This window comes from Trinickia sp. NRRL B-1857, assembly GCF_050470685.1.
Taxonomy (GTDB): domain Bacteria; phylum Pseudomonadota; class Gammaproteobacteria; order Burkholderiales; family Burkholderiaceae; genus Trinickia.
Genome location: NZ_JBFLUK010000001.1, coordinates 792,898 through 814,141, shown reverse-complemented (window position 1 = coordinate 814,141; position 21,244 = coordinate 792,898). Strand labels below are relative to the sequence as shown.

Genomic DNA, 21,244 nt, shown 5'->3' with positions numbered 1-21,244 from the left:
TTACCAGCGAACGAACTGGCCTTTTGCGACGATGACCGCGCTGCCCGATACGTGAATCGGGCCCAAGTTGCCGAGCGTGCCGCCTACCTTGGCGCGCATTACGGAACGGCGTCCCATCTCCACGCCTTGTTCGATGTCGATGCTTTGTCCGAAATCGAGTAGCCCGTGGCGAATCAAATGCAATGCGAGCGGCCCGGCCGCGGAGCCTGTAGCGGCATCTTCCGCGACGCCGTATGCCGGCGAGAACATCCGCAAGCGCCATTGATGGCCGTCGCCGGCGAAGCAATTCGCGGCAACGTCGGGCAGCAAGGCGAGAATCCGCTGGTCCGGCTTGACGGCGGAGAGGGCGGCGAGACTGGGTAAGCCGACGAACACGTGGCGTGGACCGTTTCGATAGACCTCGACAGGCAATGTGGACGCCTCGAGCCCGAGGCCCCTGAGCAGCGTGTCCTCGAATTCATAAGAGGACCAAGTGGGTACGGGTTGCGCCATCGTCGCCGAGATCATCTGGCCGTTCTCGTCGCGCTCAAGCGCGAACGGCACGTTTCCCATCGCCGTCTCCATCACCAATTGCTGCCGGGGGTGCGTGCGACCCAGCACGAATGCCGTGCCAAGCGTAGGGTGTCCCGCGAACGGCAACTCGTTGACGGGGGTAAAGATCCGCACGTGATAGTCGCCGTCGCCTTTCGGGCGAAACACGAACGTGCTTTCCGATAGGTTCAGCTCGCGCGCGATGCGCTGCATGTCGCTCGCGGTGAGACCGGTCGCGTTCGTGAACACGGCAACCGGATTGCCGCAGAGCGGGGTGTCGGTGAAAGCGTCGGCAACGACGTAGTCGTAAAACTCGGAAGCGCTCATTGGATGATCTCGTGAATGGAGCGAACAACGGTTCAATGGACCGATTCAAGCTGCGTGGACAGCACGCTCAGCAGGGCCTCGGACACGATGCCGATCCCTCGTTCGGTCAATACCGATTCGGCGTGAAATTGAATCGACGAGAAGCCTTTTCCGCGGAGTGCATGCACTTCGTTGGTCCGTGCGTCGCGGCAGACCTCAACCTTTTCGCCGTCGTGCCAAAGCTCGTCGCTGCCATAGGTCCCGCTAAAGGTGTTGTAAAAACCCACACGCTCGCGTGCACCGAAATAGTCGATTTCGTGTTGCACGCCCTGATTGGGCTGATTGCGCCGGGCGATCGGCATCCCCAACTCCAGGCAGAGCATTTGATGACTCAAGCAGACCGCGAAAAACGGCTTGCGCTTGGCGAGTGCGTCGGACAGCGCCTTGCGCAGCGTACGCACGCGCACATCGGTATTGCTACGCGGATCCCCTGGGCCGGGACCGAAGACCGCTAGATCCCAATCGCCGGTGCGTACGCGCTCGTCGTCGAAGCGTGCGAGCGAAACGGTCAGCCCCATCGCGCTCAGTTGATGACCGAGCATCGAGGTGAAGGCGTCTTGCGCATCGATAATCAGCAGCTTGCGCCCTTCGAGTCCGGGGATCGCTTTCGCGCGCTTATCGGCATCGGATAGCCAAAATTCCGAAATGCCCACGTTGCGATCGTTCAACGCCGAGCGAACGAGCGGGTGAGTCGAGAAGTTTTGCGTGGTTTGACCCAGCGCGTTCAATACCGCTTGCGCCTTCGCGCGCGTTTCCGCGGCTTCCGAGTCGGGATCTGAGTGTCTGACGATCGTTGCGCCGACCGAGACGCGCAGCCCGCCTTGCCGGTCGATGTCGGCCGTGCGAATTAAAATGGCCGAGTCGAGTTCCACGCGGTCTTCTTCGTCTCGGCCGAGCAAGGCCAGCACGCCGGCGTAGTAGCTGCGTCCCCCGTCTTCATACTTTGCGATCACGCGGCAGGCGTTCTCGATCGGGCTGCCGGTGACCGCGGGCGAAAACAACGTTTCTCTCAGGATCGCGCGCGGGTCGGCTTGCGTTTCGCCTTCCAATACGTATTCCGTATGCGCAAGGCGCGACATTTCCTTCAATCGAGGCCCCATGACTTTGGCGCCGTCGGTGCAAAAACGCGCCATCATTTTCAGCTCTTCATCGACGACCATATAGAGTTCGTCGGTTTCCTTCTTGTTCGCGAGGAATTCCACGATCCCGCTGAGCGTCGGGCCGCTCGGCGGATAGCGGTACGTACCGCTGATCGGGTTCATGCTTGCGATGCCGGCCTTGACGCTCACATGACGTTCGGGGCTCGCGCCGATCCAGGTCCGATCGCCCGTGTGCACGAGGAAGGTCCAGTACGCGCCCACTTCGCGGCGCACGAGGCGACCGAACGCGGTCAATGCCGTGCTCAGCGAGTAATTGTCCAAACGTGCGCGGAACGTGCGCTTCAAGACGAAGTTGGAGCCTTCTCCCGCGCCGATCTCGTCGGCGATGACACGCTTCACCTGCTCCGCGTATGCGGCGTCTTCAACATCGAATTGGCCGCCCGAAACGTCGATTTGCGTATCGGGCCAGGCGCGCAACGCCGCATCGAGCGGGACGCGTTGCTCGCGCTCGATGCGAATCACGCGCAGCGGTTCGCCATCGTCAATGGCCGCATAGCCGCGTTCGACGAGTTGCCGATAGGGCACCACGGCGATGGCGGACCGACCCTCGCGGCCCGTCGGCGGCAGCGGAATGTCCTCAAGGCGGGAGCAGGTCAGTGCCTCGCCCGTATAGATTTCAAGGATCGGCTCGTTCGCGCGGTCCCCCCGAACGATGAGCGCGAACGGCCCTACGCTTTCGGGCTCGGCCATAAGCGAGGAAAGGAGCGAATCGTTCATTGCCAAACCTCCTCGGTTCTCGTCACCACCGCGCACGAGCGCGCGGCGTAGTTGAGCGCCATCAGGTGATCGTCGCGATTGAAGTCGGCCACGGCGTCGGCCACGATGAACGTTTCGATGTCGTTGGAGAAGGCGTCGATGGCCGTGGCGAGGATGCCGATATGCGCGTATACGCCGCAGATGATTAGTTGGTCCCGGCCTGCCGCGCGTAGCGAGCGTAGTAAGTCGGAGTTGAAAAATGCGCTGTAGCGCCACTTGGTGAAAATCCAATCGCCCGATCGCGGGGAAAGGGCGCCGGAGATTTCACGGTCGGCAGGCGCCACAGCCATGCCCGGGCCCCAAAAGTCTTTCAGCAGGCCGCGTTGGGCCGGCGTCATCCCACCCGGTTGAGCCGTATAGGCAATGGGCACGCCGAGTTCGCGCGCACGCGTCACTAGGTGCGTTACGTTTTGCACGAGCGGTTGCGCAATAGCGTCGACGGGTAGCGGGCGCAAGAAAAAGCGCTGCATGTCATGCACGAGCAGCGTGGCGCGCTCGGGGTTCGGCTGCCAACCCGCGATGTTCGCGCATACGTCCGTCGTGCCCGGAACTTGATAAGGGGCGATTGTCGGAATGCCTGCCATGGATCTCTCCCAGGTTCGTTTGAGTGCCGGCCCGACCGCCTAGGCGACGACCGTTCTCATCGTTTTGCTCGTCGCCCTTTTGAGGCTCGTTACAGGCGACGAAAAACGATCGAGCGGCACTCGTTCTATTCACTGACACAGCTCGCTCGCCGGCGCGAAGGCACCGGCAAAGCACGATGCCTTCGCGCGAGGCGAGGACAAGCGAAGGTTCAATTACGGTTGCAGTCGATGGTTCGTCCACGCGCCGCCGGCGCTTTCATAGCGCAGCCGCTTATAGATGCGGTCGGGCGAAAACTCCCAGAACTCCACGGCGGTGGGATGCACGATATAGCCGAGCCATCCTTGCGGCCTGGCCAGCGAGTCGGACTTGCTGGCAAGCTGGATCTCGTCGGCCAGCGCACGCTCGTCGTCCAGCGGGGCACTTTGCTGGCTTACGGTCGACATCGCGTGCGACTCGTGAGGGCGCGACGCCCACAGCGCGTCGGATTCCTCGTCGGCTAGCGGCGTGACCTTGCCGGTGACGATGACTTGCCGCTTGGTCTCGCGCCAGTACCAGACGCCCGAGGCCCACCCGGTCGCGGCGATATCGCGCCCTTTGGGGCTTTGCGCATGCGTGGCGAAAACAAAGCCCTCGTCTCTCACTTCGAGGACCTGGATCATCCGGCTCGACGGCACGCCGTCTGCACTCACGGTGGCGAGCGCCATGGCGCCCGGTTCGGATGCGTTTTGCGCGATCGCATGAGCAAACCAGGCGCGCACAGCCGTAATGGGGTTTTGGGGCGAATCCTTGAATATCGATTCGCTAATGAGGGTTTCGTCGGTCGTTTGCATAGAACTCCGCTGGGGGTCGTAGTCGGGTCGGCGCTCGAGCATGCTCAGGCAGCCTCCCGCGACGTTTTCAATTCCGCGTGACCAATGAGGTCCGTGGTCCAAGCGCTTCGAACGTACTGTCCGAAATTGATATCCGGTCGCAGCGCGACGTGCGAGGTCAAGGTCTGGATATCTCGCCAGACCCGCTGCAAGGCGCTGTGCTCGAAATGCATTTGGCTTCCGCCATGCTTGAAGAGACGGCTGACGGCGGTCAGCACCATCTCCGCGGCGAGCGACGCGTCGCGCGCATTGCGCGCGGCGAGCGCGGGCGGCAAGCCACCGCGATCGGCTGTTTCGCAGCCACGTTCAACGAGCAAGTAGGCCGCGTCGATTTCCGCCGCCGATCGGGCGTAGGCGGCCCCCATCTCCGCGGCCGGTGGCGTATTTCCGAACACCGAGCTCCAGTAACCGAGGGCGGCGATCGACGCGCCGAGCGCGGCGGCCATGAACAGATGCGGATCGGCGGCGATGGGCGATACGTGATAGCCAGGCCCCGTCGCATGCGACGAGCGTCCTGCCCAAAGTTCGCTCTTGAGGAACGTCCTATCCCGGGGCACGAAAACGTTATCGAGTTCGATCGACTTGCTCCCGGTCCCACGCATGCCGAGCGTGTGCCAGTCGTCGATGACGCGAATGCCTTGCCGCGACTTCGGCACGGCCGCATAGCGCGGCGCCCGTTCTTCGCCGCTCGGCTCGATGCAGACCAGCATCCATGCGGCGAAATCGATACCCGATAACGAGTGCCATTGCCCGGATAGCACCCATCCGCCGGCGGCGGGCTGCGCATGGCCGGTTGCGCGAAACGACGCGCAGATAGGCGTATCGGGACCATCGAGCCAAATCTCCTGTTGCGTATGTCTAGGCAAATAGGCTGCCATGCGCGCGGCGACGGCGTAAATCGCACCGCACCAGGCCGCGGATGTGCACCGCATTGCCAATGCACGAATGTTCGGCATCAAATTCGAGAACGAGCCATGCGTACCGCCGAATTCGCTGGGGACGAAATGACGGACGACACCGCGCTCGATCAGCACGTCGACGACGTCCGAATGCAGCTTTCGAATTCGGTCGGCACTCGATGCATGCATGCCGAGCACAGCTATCGATCGTTCCAGCCTTTCGCTGCGACGGTCCTCGTCAATCACTTGCTCCAACATATTGCGATCTCCGAAATGAGAATGGCGCATGCTGTTAGCCGTGCTCGGCTATGGTCGATTTGGTCAATATCCGTTACTTGACAGCTACTAATTTGCGCAGCCTATCTCCCGGATTTCAGTGGCGAAATCTATTCATGAAATGCATATGAGTAAACGTCATTTCCATCAATTATCAGTTTCAAAAAGACGACTTCATGCCGGTTGACGAGACAAAATCGCTACAAGAAAAGGTAGTAATGAGCTCGTCACTTTGAAATTGGATAGCAGAACGCAGTAATGACACGATGTTCATTACGCGCGAAGTCGTTGCAAACCGGATTGGGTACATGATAGCCTGAGTATGACTGGGAGTCAGTCACTTGTCACGAGGGTGCGGCAAAATTGAGGCTGCGAAATCTGGTAGGGCAGTCCGAAGGCGCTGCGTAATATCGTGATTTATGTACGAAAAAACGCGCTTCATCACGCGTGCTTCCTACGCGAATACGTCGTTTTTTTGGCTCGAGGTCGGAAGGCGAGGCCCGTGCATCGCAGATTCATTCGTCAGTGCGAATTGTGTGCAAAACCGCGATGTTCATTGCGATGAATATTAAAGTTCTGTGAATGACGCGATGATGAGGCGTGCCCTTTTTGTTTGTGCTGAATTCACGCCGCTTTTCTTCTTTTAAGTGAATGAACTGCTAGATATCTTAGTTGCATAATCCACGCGGCTTGCATAGAGTCCGTCCGTGGTTTCATCCCGTCGATTTACGGAGAGGAGGAAGTGCGATGCAATCGATATCGTGGTCGCCAGACCATGACGCCGTGCAGTGCCTGCCGTCCCCGGCAGAGTTACTGGAGGCACTGCCGACGACGCCGCGCGCATTACATACCGTTCAAAAAACCAGAAACGCGATCGTCGATATTTTGAACGGTACGAACGATCGGTTGGTGGTGATCGTAGGGCCGTGTTCCGTGCATGATCCGGTCGCTGCGCGCGACTACGCCGCCCGGCTCGCGCTACAGCGGGCCCGTTTTGCCGACGAATTGGAAATCGTGATGCGCGTGTATTTCGAAAAGCCGCGCACGACAGTGGGATGGAAAGGGCTCGTCAACGATCCGTTGCTCGACAATAGCCATCGGATCGACGTGGGCCTTTATACCGCGCGCGCGCTGCTCTGCGATATCAACAATCGCGAGATGCCGGCCGCCACGGAGTTTCTCGATCCGCTTTCGATTCGATACTTGAGCGACCTCGTTGCTTGGGGCGCAATCGGCGCACGGACCGTGGAGTCGCAAATTCATCGGGAGATGGCGTCGGCGCTTCCGCTGCCGGTCGGGTTCAAGAACGGCACGGACGGCAACGTGCAGGTTGCCGTCGATGCGATGTCGGCAGCGTCGCGTCCGCACCGCTTCATCTCGATCGACGCGCAAGGTCAACTATGTGCATTGTCCACGGCGGGCAATCGTCATACGCACTTGGTGTTGCGTGGCGGCAGCGAGCCGAACTATGAGGCGCATTGCGTGGATGCGGCCTGCAAGCGCGTCGCGGCGGCGCATTTCACGCCGCGCGTGATGATCGACTTCAGTCATGCGAATAGCCGCCGGCAGTACCGCAATCAGGTGGGCGTATGTGCCGATGTCGCCGATCAAGTGGCAGGCGGCGACGAGCGCATCGTCGGCGTCATGATCGAATCGAACATCAAGGAAGGTCGGCAAGACATCGTTCCGGGTACCGCCCTCGCGTACGGGCAGAGCATCACCGACGCGTGCGTATCGCTCGACGATACCGGCTATCTGTTCGAAGCGTTGGCCGACGCGGTACGCGCACGCCGTCGCATTCGCATGGAAAATCTCGAACGCGAGCAATTGCGTGCGTAGGGCGCGCTGTCGACGCACGCGCGCTTGAGCCGGCCGCGCCAAGGCGCCTAGCGCCACGGCGCGGCTCGCGTGGGTTCGAGCCGGTTCGAGCCGGTTCGAGCCGGTTCGAGCGAGAGCCGAGAGAGACGGGATCAAAGCTGCGGTTTGGCCCCCACCTGAACGGCCGGGTTTGCAAGAGTGCGTATGCGCGCAAGCATTTGCACGATGGCGAGTCTTTCCACGGGTTTGCGAATGTGGTCGTCGTAACCGGCCGCCACCGCTTGGCGGATGTCCTGGTCCCGCGCAAGTGCCGTCACCGCGAACGCGGGAACGGTCACGCCCTCGGTTCTGACCGACTGCATGAATTGATAGCCGTCCTCCTCGGGCATGCAGATATCGGAGAAGATGGCGTCGAACGTTCGTTGACCCAGGGCCGTTCGTGCCTCCTGTGCCGACATCGCGGAGGTCACGTCCACGCCCAAGCCCATCAACATGAGGCGGAAGCCTTCGAGAGAATCGCGATCGTCCTCCACGAGCAGCACGTTCAGCCCGCTGAAATCGTTTCGCGAATCGGCAACGGAATCGTCGTTGCTCGAATCGTGCGAGCACTGATCGGCGGTGTATTCCAGTCGCGGCAGCGCGACCGTAAACGTCGCGCCCTTGCCCAATCCCTCGCTGAACGCTTCGATGCGCCCGTTATGCAGCGAGATGAGTTTGCGTGCGATCGCGAGCCCTAAGCCGAGTCCGCCGTGCTTGCGCGTGGAGGACCCGTCCACTTGCGCGAACGAGGCGAAAATCGTGTCGAGAAACTGCGGCGGAATGCCTTCCCCCGTATCGGCGATCTCGATCGCGAATTCGCCGCGCCGCGAGGTGAGCGAGACGGAAATGCTGCCGCCCGCCGGTGTGTGCTTGAGCGCGTTGCCGAGAATGTTGCCGAATATCTGCCTAAGCCGCGTCTCGTCGCCGAGGATAGGCGCTTGCGGCATCCATTCGGCCACGACCCGAACTGCCTTGCGGTCGGCGAGCGGGCGCAGGGCCTGCACCTCCGCGCTCAGGACGTCGGCCAAGTTCACGCGATCCTCTCGCATTTCCAGCTTGCCGGCGGCGATACGGCTCGCGTCCAAGAGGTCGTTCAACAGACGGGTTTGACTGAGGAGATTGCGCTTGACGACGACGACGCACTGATTGACGAAAGACGGATCGCCGGGCTTGCGCTCGAGCAATTCGATCCAGTTTTGAATGGCGTTTAGCGGCGTGCGCAACTCGTGCGAAGCGGTGGCGATGAACGTATCTTTCATCCGGCTCTCGCGCTCGGCTTCGATACGGTGCAGTCTTTCGTTTTGCAGCAGGCGATCGCGTTCCTCCTCGGCTCGCTTTTGGGCCGAGATATCGATCGTGATGCCGTCGAAGCGCGTAGGAACGCCTTGGGCGGAATGGCGCACCGCGCCTTTCGCGCGGATCCATCGAACCTCGCCCTCAGGGGAGAGCACGCGGTATTCGATGTCATAGGCGCGGCCCTCGTATACGGCTCCGTTCACGGCTGCGCGGGCCCGCTCGCGATCGTCGGGGTGGAGTCGCGAGTAGAACAGGTCGAAGTCGACCCTGGCATCGGGCGGTACCCAGAAGTGGGCGGCACACTGCGCATTCCAATAGATGCGGCCCATCGGCAGCGGAACGTAGAACGTCCCGATATCGGCTGCCTCAACGGCCATCTCGAGACGACTCGCCGTTTCGAGCAGAAGCCGATTGCCGGCACTGCCCGGCACACGGCTGAACCAACGGCGCTGGGCGAGCAGCTCCGACTCGGTCGTCGTATGTTCTTTCGGCGCGGCTCCTTGCTTGCGTTGCGGCTGCGCTTGACATGCGATCGCACGCTCGCCGTTGCCCCAGAGCGGGTAGAGGGTGACCGAGGGGGCCGAGTGCGTCGCGTCGACGGCGACCGATTGCGGCCGCCCCGAATGCAATGCCGCTTCAATCGCCAGATGAAGTTTTTCGACGCTCGGCAGCCAAGCGGGATGATCGAGCGATTCGCCGATTTCGCTCAAATGCATGCCGACCAAGCGCGTCGGTTCAATATTCTTTGTGCTGACGACGCGTAACCCGAGATCGAAAACAATTAGCGGGCCCGGATCCCAATCGTTTTCCGAAGTTGTAGAGGGCATATAGACTTGCATGCAGGTTCCTGAAAAGTCAGTCGTGCTGACGCTTACCTCGCATTGCGCCGTCGCTAGGCGCGGTCGGTGCGCCTGGGATCGGGGTTGCGGCAACATGCAAGACTAGCGCCGATCGCACCGTTAGCTCAAGTGCATCTTGTCGCGCGCTCGACGTTGAACGGGCACGTGCCATGCTGCACGCCGTGCGATTGCCGCGTCCCATGTTCTTAATATGAGAATTAAATTCCGACTTGTAAATTTAATGCTTTATGATTTGAGAAAAAACTACCGAGAACGTTGTTCGTTTATTTCTAAAGCAGGGCGGTCGCGAAGAGCAAAAGGGCAATAAATCTGGCAACATGGCGGCTCGTCCAATTGATGTGTCACGGACTGAGTGTACGGAGCATGCATGGCCACAGCGGCACCCCAAAGCGTCGATGACTTGATTGCCAACTGCGCAAAGGAGCCCATTCACATTCCCGGCGGCATTCAGCCGCACGGCTTCTTGTTTAGCGTGGACGACGATGGTCTGATCGTCCAAGCGAGCGAAAATTCCGTCGAACTGACCGGGATGGCGTTGAGCGCCATTGTCGGGGCACCGTTGGAGCACGTGCTGGGGGAATCCGCCGCGGCGATGGTGAGGACCGCGCTCGCCGGGCTTCACGAGGAAGGCGTGCCGCTGTATGTCGGATCGATCGAACATCCTCGGCGCGCCGCGCTCCCGCAGAGCGTGCCGCTTGCGATCGTCGTCCACCGATACGATAGCGTGGCGTTGCTCGAGTTGGAGCGGGCGCGTGGCACGGACGACGTATTTTTCTCGATGTATCCGCTCGTGCGTACGTTCGTCGGCAATTTGCAGAAGGCGCAAAACGTCGTCGAACTCGCCAATCTCGCGGCGCAAGAGGTGCAGCGCATTACCGGTTACGGACGCACGCTCGTCTACAGCTTCGACGAACAGGGTAACGGCGTCGTGCTGGCGGAGGCGTTGCAACCGGACTACTACTCGTATTTCGGCCAGCATTTTCCGGCGTCGGACATCCCCGAGCAGGCACGCGCGCTTTACGTGCGCAACCGTATTCGCGTGATCGCGGACGCGGGCTATACGCCGGCGCGGTTGGTTCCGCCGGCTCACCCTAGCACGGGCAGGCCGACCGATCTGACTCATGCTTCGTTGCGCAGCGTCTCGCCGCTGCATACGCAGTACATGAAAAACATGGGCACATGGTCGTCGATGTCCATGTCGATCGTCGTTCGCGGAAAGCTCTGGGGGCTCATTTCGTGCCACCATGCCACGCCGCGCATGCCATCGTTCGAAGTGCGCATCGCCTGCGAACATATCGCTCAAGTCTTGTCGTTGCAGGTGGAGGCGAAGGAGGATCGAGAGGAAGCGCAACGACGTCTCGCCTTGCGCACGCGGTTGTCGGCGCTGCTCGCGTCGATGGCGAACTCGGTCAATTTCGTCGATGCGTTGGCGCAAGACCCATCGGCGTTGCTCGATCTCATGGGCGCAAGCGGCGCCGCGATCGTATTCGACGGGCACACGTTGACGGTGGGTACGACACCGTCGGCCGAGACCGTCAACGAACTCGTCACGTGGCTCGATACGAAAAGCGAAGACATCTTCTCGACAGACGATCTCGCATCGGCATGGGGCAAGCCCGTGGATCCGGAGAACGCGGGTATGCTCGTGCTGTCGTTCTCGAAGCTGTTTCGCAACTACATCATTTGGTTTCGCACGGAAGTCGTACGAACGATCGAATGGGCAGGCGATCCGCGCGCCAAGCTCGCGTCGTTGTCGTCGTCGTTATCGCCGCGCGAAAGTTTCGATGCATGGGTCGAGACCGTCAGGGGACGTTCGCCCGCGTGGGGTCATGCGGAGCTTGAAATCGCGATCGAGTTTCGCACGGCGTTGCTAGGCGTCGTCTTGCGCCGTGCCGAAGAGCTTGCGCAACTCGCGATGCAGCTCGGCCGCGCGAACCAGGAATTGGAAGGGTTTTCCTATACCGTCTCACACGATCTTCGCGCGCCGCTACGTCATATCGTCGGCTTCGCCGATTTGCTCTATCAGTTGGATGGCGACCGGCTTTCGGAACGCGGCAGACATTTCGTCGAACGCGTGATCGGCGCGGCGCGTTTCGGTGGACGACTCGTCGACGATCTACTGGCGTTTTCGCGCACCGGCCGCTCCGCGCTACATCCGGAGCGATTCGCGTTGCGCCCGGTCGTCGAGTCGGTGATCGCCGAGGAATCGAAGGATGCGGCGGACCGGAGCATCGAGTGGAAAATCGGCTCCCTGCGCGAAGTCGTGGCCGATCCCGTGCTCCTTAAGGTCGTGTTTCAAAATCTGATCGGCAACGCGCTGAAATTCACGCGAGAAGGGGAGTGCCGCGAGCAGAGCGGTCATAGCGTCATCGAGATCGGGTGCGAGCCGGGCGACGGTTTGCTGGCCGATCAAGACGTGTTTTACGTGCGCGACAACGGCATCGGCTTCGATATGCGCTATGTCGATAAGCTCTTCGGCGTCTTCCAGCGGCTTCATCGTTACGAGGAATTCGAAGGTACCGGGATCGGCCTTGCGACCGTGAGGCGCATCGTCGAGCGTCATGGCGGCCGGGCTTGGGCGGTCGGGGAAGTGGGGCGCGGCGCGACGGTGTACTTTTCGCTGCCGCGCATATTCAAACCGCAGATCGTGGAAGACGAGGAAACGGCCAGCGATGCGCTCGCGCGTCTCGCCGCGCTCTCGCAAGGCCAGCCCTTCAGGCCGGTACTAAAAGATTCGAAACAAGAGGAAAACGCCCGTGTTAAGACCGATCCTGCTGGTTGAAGACAATCCGAACGACATCGAGTTGACGATGATCGCGCTCGAGCGAAGCCGCATCGCCAATCCCGTCGTCTCGGTGCGCGACGGCGTGGAGGCCCTCGATTTCTTGCGTAGAGAAGGGCAATACGCGGCGCGCTTGAACGAGAACCCCGCCGTGATCTTGCTCGACAAGAAGCTGCCGAAAATGGACGGCCACGAAGTGCTCAGCGCCGTGCGCGCCGACGACAAACTCAAGCGAATCCCCGTCGTCATGCTGACGTCCTCGCGGGAGGAAAAAGATCTATTGCGCAGCTACGATCTCGGCGTCAACGCCTATGTCGTCAAGCCCGTCGAATTCGACGACTTCATGGCCGCGATCAACGACCTCGGCATGTTTTGGGCCGTGCTCAACGAGCCTCCGCCGCACGCGAGTTGATTGGGAAGGCGTCCACGATATCGATCAATGCGTCGAACGCATCGCTCGCGCCGTCGCACGCTTCTTCGATCTGGCTTTCGTCGGTCAATGCCGTTTGCAGCGCGGCGATGAATGTTCGCCACCGTGCGCCGACCGCTGCGCCCGATGCGCCTAGATAGCGCAGCGGATGGGGCGCGAGTCGCGCACCCAAGCGGCTCGCCAGCACCTTGCCGCCCAGTTGCGAGCCCTCGATCACGTAGGTCACGCCCCAACGATAGGCCTGGCTCGTATGACGAGGGCGCCACGCGATGGCCTTCATCGCCGGCGCCGGCGTCATCGACGGCTCGCTAAGGTCGGCGTCGATGAGCGGCGCGCGTTCGATCGACGCGAGTATGCACGGATTCTGCGCGCCGTCGTCGAACTCGGCGAGCCACGTTTCGATCGGCACGAGCCACGCCTTTAGCAGTATCAGATGATCGCCGTAATCGTCGAGCGTCGCATCTTGGCGCGAGAGCGGCATCGCGTGCTCGAGCGCAGCGTGCCGCCGGCCCGTGGCCTCGCGTATCGCTTCGAGCGGTTCGAGGATAGCGATGGCCCGTTGGCCGGTTTCGAGAGGCGAGTCAGTCATGCGGGCGGCTAGCAAATCGAGTGAGCCGTGACTATAGCGCAGGGCTCCCGTTTGCCACTTGCCATCGCAGAACAGGGTGCGTCGCACCGGCCGGCATGGCCCAGGCGCCGTTTGTCCCGAAGTCCCATCCGACGAAGCTCGCCGCGCGGCTCATCTGCGCCGTGGTCAGTCCGTTTCCGGCCGGTGCGCCGCCGCCGTTGGCCACGCCTGTCGTCTGGATGTTCCAGTAGTTGTCCGACGTCACTGTGCCCGAGTTGCCGCTCGTGATGGCGCCGATGTAGGGCGTGACTTGCCAATCCCCCGAGACCTGGCCTGTGGCGAACGACTGCTTGATCGTGCCGGTGTTGACGCCGACCAAACCGGCGGGCACCGACGGATGCATCATCCCTTGTACTGTGCCCGTCGAATAGCATTGAGAAATCGTGCCGTCGTTCTGGCCGACGAGACCGCCCATATAGCTTTCACGCCCCGTGACATTGACGCTGGCGCCGGAACGCTCGATGAGGCCCGTGTTTCGTCCGACGAGACCGCCCAGTTGCATCTCGTCGAACGAGAACACCGACCCGCTCGCGAAGACGTTCGCGATATGCCCTTGGTTGATGCCCGCGACGAGTCCGGCCGGCGCCATCGTGTATGTCGAATTCGCGATCCATTGCGACGACCCGGACACGTTCAGATCGCGCACCACCCCTGCGCTTCCGATCACGCCGAAGAGTCCTGACGGCAGGGGCAAGCCGTCCGCCTGACCGTACACGGCATTGATGTTGATACCGCCGATCGTGTGCCCCATCCCGTCGAATTGACCGGAAAACGGTGTGGCGAGCGTGCCGATCGGCGTGATGCTGACGCCGTTCAGGTCTTTGCCGAGCGCATAGTTGCCCGCTAGATTCTGCGAGACGCGCTGCAAATCGCCGAAGGAATTGACGAGCTTGTATCCGGTGATCTGCGTGACGAGCCCGCTGCCCGCCGCCGGCGTCCATGCCTTATTGGCGAGCAGGGTGCCCGGCGCGTATCTGCCGTTCATGTCGTACAACGCACCGACGATACCCGTGCTAGCGGACCAATCGAGCGTGCCGTTGTTGATGACGGAGCCCTGGTTGTCGATGCCGGAGACATCGGCGCGCAGCATGAGGTTGCCGCCGCCCTGATTGCGAATCGTCACGCCTTTGTCGACGGCGACCGAGCCGTAAGCGCCGAGCGTGAGCGAGGCATTGCCTGTCCAGCGCAGATTCGTGCCGACCTCGATATTGCCCTGTGCGGTGTCGACGTTGACCGAGGTGCCCGCGTTCAGACTGTTCGCGAGCGTCGCACCGATCTGCTGCGTGACCGTCAAGCGCGCCGTGGCGATATTCCATTTCGCGGCTCGCACGGTCGAACCGAGCTGATCGGGAGCGAACGTCCCGGCGACGGTATCGACGATACCTCCCATACCGTCGGCGTTTTTCGCGCTGACCGATGCCTCCATGTCCACGGTGCCTTTATCGGCAACGAGCCAAACGTGGCCGTCGCGCTTGGCGGTGCCGGTTGCGCGAATCGCGGAATGATTGCCGCTCAAGGCGAACACGTTGCCGTCGGCCGCTTGCAAACTGATTTGCGCCGCATCGAGTGAGCCGATGTTCGTGACGGTTCCGCGGCTGCCGGCTTTCACGAACACTTGCCGGCTCGTGGACGAATCCTGAAGCAACACGCTCTGGCCTGCGGCTAGCTCGGCGGAGCCTTTCGGCGCCGACACTTGTCCCAAGTTGAGGACTTGGTCGTGCGCGATCAAGAACACATCACCGCCGCTCGATCCGATGTGGCCGAGATTGACGACGACCGCATCCGAGTTGCCCGTCAGGGTCAACGGGCCGCCTTTCATGAACGCACCATCGCTCGCATCGAGCGTTGCGGCAACGAAGCGGCCTCCTGTCGCGATGGTGCCGCTCGGGCCGACGACGATGCCTTGCGGATTGACGAGGTAGACGCTGCCGCTGGCCGCGAGCGACCCCAGAATCATCGAAAGGTCACCGCCCGTTACGCGGTTAAGCGTCGCGCCGTTGCCGTTGTTGAACGTGACGCGATTGCCTGCGCCGATCGAAAAGCTTTTCCAATCGATCACGCCGCGCGACGAGCTCTGGTCGATCGTTAGAGACGTTCCGTTGCCGGCGATCGTGCCGCTTCCGGCGACGAAATGGCCAGCGTTCGGCAGCGCGCCGGCGTGAGCCGAAGACGATCCGCCGTAGACGATGGCGATTGCAACGGGGACAAGCGAAGCGAGGCGCTTACGTTTGAAGAGAGTAGGACGGACTTGAATCAGTTTCATGAGGCTGTTTATATTTATTGAATTGTGCTGCGACGATCACGGTTACTGATTCGGTACGCCGTCCGTTTGCCACCGCAGGACGGGATGCGTCGCACCGGCCGGCATGACCCAAGCGCCGTTCGGGCCGAAATCCCAGCCCGCGAAACTCGATGCCTGGCTCATCTGCGCCGTGGTGAGGCCATTGGCTTGCGGCACGTATCCCCCGACCGCCACACCGGTGGTTTCGACGTTCCAGTAGTTGTCGGCCGCGATAGTGCCGGTATTGTCGCCCGCGATGGCCCCGGGCGCGGCCTGCCAATCGCCAGAAAGCGGACCCGCGACGAACGACTGCTTGATCGTTCCTGTGTTGACGCCGACGAGGCCTGCCGGCAGTGTCGGATGAGGCGCGCCCGAGACGGCGCCGGTCTCGTAACACTGCGAAATCGTGCCCTCGTTCTGCCCGACGAGCCCGCCGATATAGCTCGTTCCGCCGCTAACGTAGGCGGCCGAGGCGGAGCGCTCGATGAAGCCTTGGTTAAGACCCACCAGCCCACCGATTTGAACCGCGTCGGCAGTACCTACTTGACCGCTCACGAAGACGTTCGCGATATGGCCTTGGTTGATGCCGGCGAGCAGGCCGGCTTGCGACCATGTATAGGTGAAGTTGATCGGGTCCGCGTTGCCGTTCGTGATGTTCAAGTCGCGGGCCACGCCCGCCGTGCCGATGACGCCGAAAAGACCCGTCGGGCCGGGCGGCTGTTCGTAGGGTTGACTACTCACGATCGGATAGATGGTGAGTTGATCGATCGTATGACCCATGCCGTCGAATTGGCCGGTGAAGGGCGTGGTTGCGTTGCCGAGCGGCGTGAACTGGCCGCCGGTCGCATTGATATCTTTTCCGAGCGCGTAGTTAGCCTTCAAATCTTGCGAGACGTTTTGCAGATCGGCGTACGTATTCACGAGCTTATAGCCCGTCATCTGCGTCACGAGTCCGCTGCCGTCCGGAGGTGTCCACGCGGCATTCGCCAATTGCGTGCCGGCGGTGTAGGTGCCGTTCATGTCGTAGAGCGCACGCGTGATGCCCGTGCTTGCAGACCAGTCCAGTGTCCCGTTGTTGGTCACGGAGCTGCCGTTGTCGATGCCGCTCGCATCGGCGCGCAGCGTCAGGTTGCCTGCGCCTTGATTGCGAATCGTCACGCCGTTATCGACCGAGACGGAACCATAGGCGCCAAGCGTGAGCGACGCGTTGCCGGACCAGCCGAGGTCGGCGGCGACATCGATATTGCCTTGCGTCGTATTGACGTTCACCGAAGTACCCGTGCCGAGACTATTCGTGAGCGTCGCGGCGATCGGTTGCGAAAGCGTCAAGCTCTGCGTAGCGAGATTCCACTTGCCGGCTTGCACGGTGGCGCCGATGCCGTCGGGCACGAAGGTACCGGCGACAGTATCGACGGTACCGCCGGTACCGTCCGCGTTCTTCGCGCTGAACGTGCCTTCCATGTCCACGGCGCCCGTATCGGCGACGAGCCAGACGTGGCCGTCGCGCGTAGCGGTACCGGTCGCGCGGATGGCCGAATGATTGCCGCTCAAGGCAAAGACGTTGCCGTCGGCTGCTTGCAAGCTGACCTGGGCCGCGTCGATCGCACCGACGTTGGTGACGCCGCCGCGGCTGCCGGTCGTCACGAAGACTTGACGGCTGGTGGAGGAATCTTGGAGCAGCACGGTTTGCCCCGCGGCCAATTCCACAGAACCCTTGGGCGCACTGATCTCGCCGAGGTTGACCACTTGGCTGTTGGCGATGAGGAAGACATCGCCTCCGCTCGAGCCGATATGGCCGAGATTCAGGACTTGCGCAGCGGAGTTGCCCGTCAGCGTCAGCGGGCCGCCTTTCATGAACGCGGTGTCATCGGTATCGAGCGTCGTGGCGACGAATCGGCCTCCGGTCGAAATCTTGCCGCTCGAGTCTACGACGACCCCTTGGGGATTGATCAGGTAGACGCTTCCGCTCGCGGAGAGCGTGCCGAGGATCATCGAAAGATTGCCGCCCGTCACGCGGTTGAGCGTCGCGCCGTTACCGTTATCGAAGACGACTCGATTGCCTTGCCCGATCGAAAAACTATCCCAGTCGATCACGCCGCGCGTCGAACTTTGGTTGATCGTCAGCGACGTCCCGTTGCCGGCGATCGTCCCCGTACCGCCGACGAAACGCCCCCCGCCTGGCAACGTACCGGCATTCGCTATCGGCGATGCCCCATAAAGCGCGGCGATCGCGGCTACGATGAGCGACACCCTTTGTTTCGGCCGAGCCAAATAATGAGTCATTCGATTGGTTTTCATGAAGCCCCGTGTCTTTTGTCGATATTCCGGCGCGGAATGCGATTCCGTCGTGATCCTATCTCGCAAGACAATGCAATCGGCGCGCGGTCAAGGACTGAAGGATCATATGATTGTTTTGCGGGAAATCAACTGCTAAATGTCACAATCGAGGGGGTATTTCGGACGTAAATTCGTATTTTTGAGACAAAATCGATTTTCGCCTTCTGTATGCGCTGGAAATTGACCGTTCATTAGCGTGGGTGTATCGAAATTCGATAGTCGTCAATTCGGTTTGTTTTAAAGAGCAATATTCTTTCTGCCATTTGTCGAGTGAATGCCTATCGCGTTGCTATGGGCGCTGTGCTTGGGTACGGTCGTTGCGTCGACTGACGACGGATTGACGACCGACGGCGTCACCGAGGTGCGCAACGAGCTGACGGGACAAGATTCGCCGAAACAACGGCCGCTCTAGCGAAGGCCGCTGCGCGGCCGCTTAGCGACAGCCCTCATTGCTCGCCCGGATCGGCAGCCGATGCGGAACGATTTTTGCGTAGCCTCGCGGTGAGTCAGGCGCGGCGCACCGTCAAAGCGGCGGTGCCATTTCTCCAAACGTCACCGAGGTAGAGGCTGAAACCAGCATGTCGACCCCATCCAGTCCCGTACGTATCGTCAACGTGTTGTCCGTGATTTTCTGCGGTCTCACGGCTATTTACCTTCTCATCGGTGGGGTATGGCTGCTTGCAGTCGGCGGTACGCCGTATTACCTCGCGACCGGCATTGCGCTGGCTACCGTCGCGTGGCTGCTTTGGCACCGGCATCCCGGCGCGTTTGTACTTTATGCGCTCGTGCTTGTCGGCACCGCCGGTTGGGGGCTCTGGGAATCGGGGCCCGATTTTTGGGCGCTCGTGCCGCGCTGCGACGTTCTCGTCATTTTCGGATTGTGGCTGCTGCTCGTCGGGAGCCCACTGCTCATGCCGCCGCGAGGCATTCCCGTCGGTGCGCTGCTGAGCGCGTTGGTGATTTGGGGCGGGGTACTCGTATATGCCGTCTTCAACGATCCGCAGACCGTCAACGGAACCGTGAGCGCTCAGGCGGCGCCGGCTCCCGCGAGCGGTGCCGATGCGGCCGATTGGCCCGCTTACGGCCGCACCGAGCAGGGCACGCGCTACTCTCCGGTCGCGCAAATCACGCCGGAGAACGTGAAAAACTTGAAGGTGGCCTGGGTGTTCAGGACGGGGGATATGAAAGGCCCCAACGACCCGGTCGAGATTACGAACGAGGTCACGCCGCTTAAGATCGGCGACATGCTTTATCTGTGCTCGCCCCATCAGATTTTGTTCGCACTCGACGCGCGCACGGGCCAACTGAAATGGAAATTCGATCCGAAGCTGAAGGCAGATCCGTCATTCCAGCACGTGACCTGCCGCGGCGTGTCGTACGCGGACCTTTCGGCGACCGGCGCCGGTGGAACGGCAACGGAAACCGCAACGGCTCCCGGCGCCGCGTCGGCAAGGGACGCGGCCGCGGCAGCGAGTGTGTGTACGCGTCGGATCTTCCTCCCAGTCAATGACGGTCATCTCTACGCGCTCGATGCGCAAACGGGCCAGCGCTGCGCCGACTTCGCGAGCAACGGGGATCTAGACCTCCAACACAACGAGCCGGTGACGACGCCCGGCATGTACGAGCCGACCTCGCCGCCCGTCGTGACGAGCAAGGTCATTGTCGTCGCGGGTTCGGTCGAGGATAACTTTTCCACGCGGGAGCCGTCGGGCGTGATCCGGGGTTTCGACGTGCGCACGGGCAATCTGCTCTGGGCTTTCGACCCGGGCGCGCAAGATCCGAACGCGATGCCGGGCCCGGGCGGCCATTACACATGGAATTCGCCGAACTCATGGGCGCCGGCCGCCTACGATCCGACGCTCGACCTGGTGTATTTGCCGATGGGCGTCTCGACGCCCGATATCTGGGGCGGTAACCGCACGCCGTTGCAGGAACGCTATGCGAGCGGTCTGCTGGCGTTGCATGCATCGACAGGCAAGCTCGCATGGTTCTACCAGAGCACGCATCACGACCTCTGGGATATGGACCAGCCCTCACAGCCGACGGTCGCCGACATTACGGGCAAGGACGGCAAAACCATCCCGGTCGTCTACGCCCCCGCGAAAACCGGCAACCTGTACGTACTGGACCGGCGTACCGGCACGCCCGTCGTGCCGGCCCCCGAGCGCCAGGTGCCGCAAGGCGCCGCGCAGGGCGATCACGTCGCGCCGACGCAGCCGTTTTCCGCGCTCACGTTCCGCCCGGAGAAGAATCTATCCGGCGCGGACATGTGGGGCGCGACGATGTACGACCAGCTCGTATGCCGGGTGATGTTCCATCGTCTTCGCTACGAGGGCATCTACACGCCGCCTTCGGTTCAAGGGACGTTGGTTTTCCCGGGCAACCTCGGCATGTTCGAGTGGGGCGGAATCGCGGTCGATACGGATCGCCAAATCGCGATCGCCAATCCGATCGCGCTGCCGTTCGTTTCGCGTCTCATCCCCCGAGGCCCCGGCAATCCGATGGAGCCCGTGGCCGGCGCAAAGGGCAGCGGCACCGAGGTGGGGATACAGCCGCAATATGGCGTGCCCTTCGGCGTGACGTTGAACCCGTTTCTTTCGCCGTTCGGTCTGCCCTGCAAGCAGCCCGCATGGGGCTACATGGCCGCGATCGACTTGAAGACGAACCAAATCGTTTGGAAAAAGCGCATCGGCACGACGCGCGACAGCTCGCCGATCCCGCTCTCGTTCAAGCTGGGTATGCCGATGCTGGGCGGCCCGATCGTGACGGCGGGGGGCGTGGCGTTTATCGGTGCGACGGCCGATAACTATATTCGCGCCTTCGACGTGAACGACGGTAAGGAGCTCTGGCGCGCCCGTTTGCCCGCCGGCGGCCAGGCGACGCCCATGACGTATTCGGTGAACGGCCGCCAGTACGTGGTGATTGCCGCGGGCGGCCACGGCTCGTTCGGGACCAAACTCGGCGATTATGTGATCGCCTACGCGCTTCCGACTCAGTAAGTCATCGAAGCGCGGCGCCATGATCGAATGCATCTAGCGATCCGATCATGGCGCGAATGCGGCGTTCCTCCATCGCGCGGGTGGTGCTGGCGTTTCGATCCAGCGCTCAATTCATGTCCGAACGGCCAATCGATAAGCCGAACGTGCTATCGAGCGTTTACCGAGCCGCCGCATTCTTGATCCTCGCCGGGCTCGTCGGCGCGATTTGCCCTCGTCAAAGGGTTCGCATTGCGGACCGATATTTCAAATCATCCGATGGATGCGGTCATTGAATGAAGTTGCGATAAAGATATGCCTGAGTTCGCTATGCGAACCATTATCGGAAATGAATT

14 protein-coding genes are annotated in these 21,244 nt (G+C 61.6%); 5 read left to right on the top strand and 9 right to left on the bottom strand.

Annotated features, from left to right (window positions below; genetic code table 11):
- The 5 genes from AB1286_RS03620 to AB1286_RS03600 all read right to left on the bottom strand — a co-directional run bounded on the left by AB1286_RS03620 (position 1) and on the right by AB1286_RS03600 (position 5,355).
- Positions 1 to 858, bottom strand: coding sequence for a PhzF family phenazine biosynthesis protein (locus AB1286_RS03620; RefSeq protein WP_430361978.1), 858 nt, complete (start codon positions 856 to 858; stop codon positions 1 to 3).
- 32 nt (positions 859 to 890) lie between these two features.
- Positions 891 to 2,774: an anthranilate synthase family protein gene (locus AB1286_RS03615; RefSeq protein ID WP_430361977.1), complete on the bottom strand. Its 1,884-nt coding sequence runs from the start codon at positions 2,772 to 2,774 to the stop codon at positions 891 to 893.
- Positions 2,771 to 3,397 carry an isochorismatase family protein gene (locus AB1286_RS03610; protein WP_430361976.1) on the bottom strand — a complete coding sequence of 209 codons (627 nt, stop codon included), beginning with the start codon at positions 3,395 to 3,397 and terminating at the stop codon, positions 2,771 to 2,773. Before AB1286_RS03610 ends, AB1286_RS03615 begins: the two co-directional genes overlap by 4 nt.
- A 213-nt stretch (positions 3,398 to 3,610) precedes the next feature.
- Positions 3,611 to 4,228 carry a pyridoxal 5'-phosphate synthase gene (locus tag AB1286_RS03605; RefSeq protein WP_430361974.1) on the bottom strand — a complete coding sequence of 206 codons (618 nt, stop codon included), beginning with the start codon at positions 4,226 to 4,228 and terminating at the stop codon, positions 3,611 to 3,613.
- 44 nt (positions 4,229 to 4,272) lie between these two features.
- Positions 4,273 to 5,355 (bottom strand): hypothetical protein, encoded by a 1,083-nt coding sequence (locus AB1286_RS03600; protein WP_430364976.1) that lies wholly within the window; start codon positions 5,353 to 5,355, stop codon positions 4,273 to 4,275.
- A gap of 834 nt (positions 5,356 to 6,189) precedes the next feature.
- On the opposite strand from AB1286_RS03600, the gene AB1286_RS03595 reads away from it, so the two are divergent.
- Entirely contained in the window at positions 6,190 to 7,281 is a 1,092-nt protein-coding gene (locus AB1286_RS03595) for a 3-deoxy-7-phosphoheptulonate synthase (protein WP_430361973.1), read from the top strand.
- A 131-nt stretch (positions 7,282 to 7,412) separates the two neighbouring features.
- Here the strand turns inward: AB1286_RS03595 and AB1286_RS03590 are convergent, their stop codons facing one another.
- Entirely contained in the window at positions 7,413 to 9,311 is a 1,899-nt protein-coding gene (locus AB1286_RS03590; protein WP_430361972.1) for an ATP-binding response regulator, read from the bottom strand.
- 511 nt (positions 9,312 to 9,822) lie between these two features.
- Between AB1286_RS03590 and AB1286_RS03585 the strand changes: the two genes are divergently transcribed.
- Both AB1286_RS03585 and AB1286_RS03580 read left to right on the top strand, forming a co-directional pair.
- Entirely contained in the window at positions 9,823 to 12,237 is a 2,415-nt protein-coding gene (locus tag AB1286_RS03585) for an ATP-binding protein (protein WP_430361971.1), read from the top strand.
- The gene (locus tag AB1286_RS03580) at positions 12,212 to 12,649 is read left to right on the top strand and encodes a response regulator (protein ID WP_430361970.1); all 438 of its coding nucleotides are present in this window, start codon (positions 12,212 to 12,214) and stop codon (positions 12,647 to 12,649) included. The genes AB1286_RS03585 and AB1286_RS03580 overlap by 26 nt, the downstream gene beginning before the upstream one ends.
- Here the strand turns inward: AB1286_RS03580 and AB1286_RS03575 are convergent.
- The 3 genes from AB1286_RS03575 to AB1286_RS03565 are packed head-to-tail and all read right to left on the bottom strand — an operon-like array spanning position 12,621 to position 17,826.
- Entirely contained in the window at positions 12,621 to 13,256 is a 636-nt protein-coding gene (locus tag AB1286_RS03575) for a biliverdin-producing heme oxygenase (RefSeq protein ID WP_430361969.1), read from the bottom strand. The genes AB1286_RS03580 and AB1286_RS03575 overlap by 29 nt on opposite strands.
- A gap of 31 nt (positions 13,257 to 13,287) precedes the next feature.
- Positions 13,288 to 15,558 carry a filamentous hemagglutinin N-terminal domain-containing protein gene (locus AB1286_RS03570; protein WP_430361968.1) on the bottom strand — a complete coding sequence of 757 codons (2,271 nt, stop codon included), beginning with the start codon at positions 15,556 to 15,558 and terminating at the stop codon, positions 13,288 to 13,290.
- A gap of 42 nt (positions 15,559 to 15,600) precedes the next feature.
- Complete coding sequence (locus tag AB1286_RS03565) at positions 15,601 to 17,826, bottom strand: filamentous hemagglutinin N-terminal domain-containing protein (protein WP_430361967.1); 2,226 nt, start codon at positions 17,824 to 17,826, stop codon at positions 15,601 to 15,603.
- Positions 17,827 to 18,187: 361 nt separating this feature from the next.
- Here AB1286_RS03565 and AB1286_RS03560 point away from each other — a divergent pair, with 361 nt between their 5' ends.
- Both AB1286_RS03560 and AB1286_RS03555 read left to right on the top strand, forming a co-directional pair.
- Positions 18,188 to 18,325, top strand: coding sequence for a hypothetical protein (locus tag AB1286_RS03560; RefSeq protein WP_430361966.1), 138 nt, complete (start codon positions 18,188 to 18,190; stop codon positions 18,323 to 18,325).
- 166 nt (positions 18,326 to 18,491) lie between these two features.
- On the top strand, positions 18,492 to 20,912 hold the full coding sequence (locus tag AB1286_RS03555) for a glucose/quinate/shikimate family membrane-bound PQQ-dependent dehydrogenase (protein ID WP_430361965.1): 2,421 nt from the start codon (positions 18,492 to 18,494) through the stop codon (positions 20,910 to 20,912).
- Positions 20,913 to 21,244: the final 332 nt, after the last annotated feature.

Bases quoted from the DNA above. Each gene is read 5' to 3' on its own strand.
- AB1286_RS03620 (WP_430361978.1), bottom strand. From the start codon at position 858: ATGAGCGCTTCCGAGTTTTACGACTACGTCGTTGCCGACGCTTTCACC.
- AB1286_RS03615 (WP_430361977.1), bottom strand. From the start codon at position 2,774: ATGAACGATTCGCTCCTTTCCTCGCTTATGGCCGAGCCCGAAAGCGTA.
- AB1286_RS03610 (WP_430361976.1), bottom strand. From the start codon at position 3,397: ATGGCAGGCATTCCGACAATCGCCCCTTATCAAGTTCCGGGCACGACG.
- AB1286_RS03605 (WP_430361974.1), bottom strand. From the start codon at position 4,228: ATGCAAACGACCGACGAAACCCTCATTAGCGAATCGATATTCAAGGAT.
- AB1286_RS03600 (WP_430364976.1), bottom strand. From the start codon at position 5,355: ATGCATGCATCGAGTGCCGACCGAATTCGAAAGCTGCATTCGGACGTC.
- AB1286_RS03595 (WP_430361973.1), top strand. From the start codon at position 6,190: ATGCAATCGATATCGTGGTCGCCAGACCATGACGCCGTGCAGTGCCTG.
- AB1286_RS03590 (WP_430361972.1), bottom strand. From the start codon at position 9,311: ATGCATTTGAGCGAAATCGGCGAATCGCTCGATCATCCCGCTTGGCTG.
- AB1286_RS03585 (WP_430361971.1), top strand. From the start codon at position 9,823: ATGGCCACAGCGGCACCCCAAAGCGTCGATGACTTGATTGCCAACTGC.
- AB1286_RS03575 (WP_430361969.1), bottom strand. From the start codon at position 13,256: ATGACTGACTCGCCTCTCGAAACCGGCCAACGGGCCATCGCTATCCTC.
- AB1286_RS03570 (WP_430361968.1), bottom strand. From the start codon at position 15,558: ATGAAACTGATTCAAGTCCGTCCTACTCTCTTCAAACGTAAGCGCCTC.
- AB1286_RS03560 (WP_430361966.1), top strand. From the start codon at position 18,188: ATGCCTATCGCGTTGCTATGGGCGCTGTGCTTGGGTACGGTCGTTGCG.
- AB1286_RS03555 (WP_430361965.1), top strand. From the start codon at position 18,492: ATGTCGACCCCATCCAGTCCCGTACGTATCGTCAACGTGTTGTCCGTG.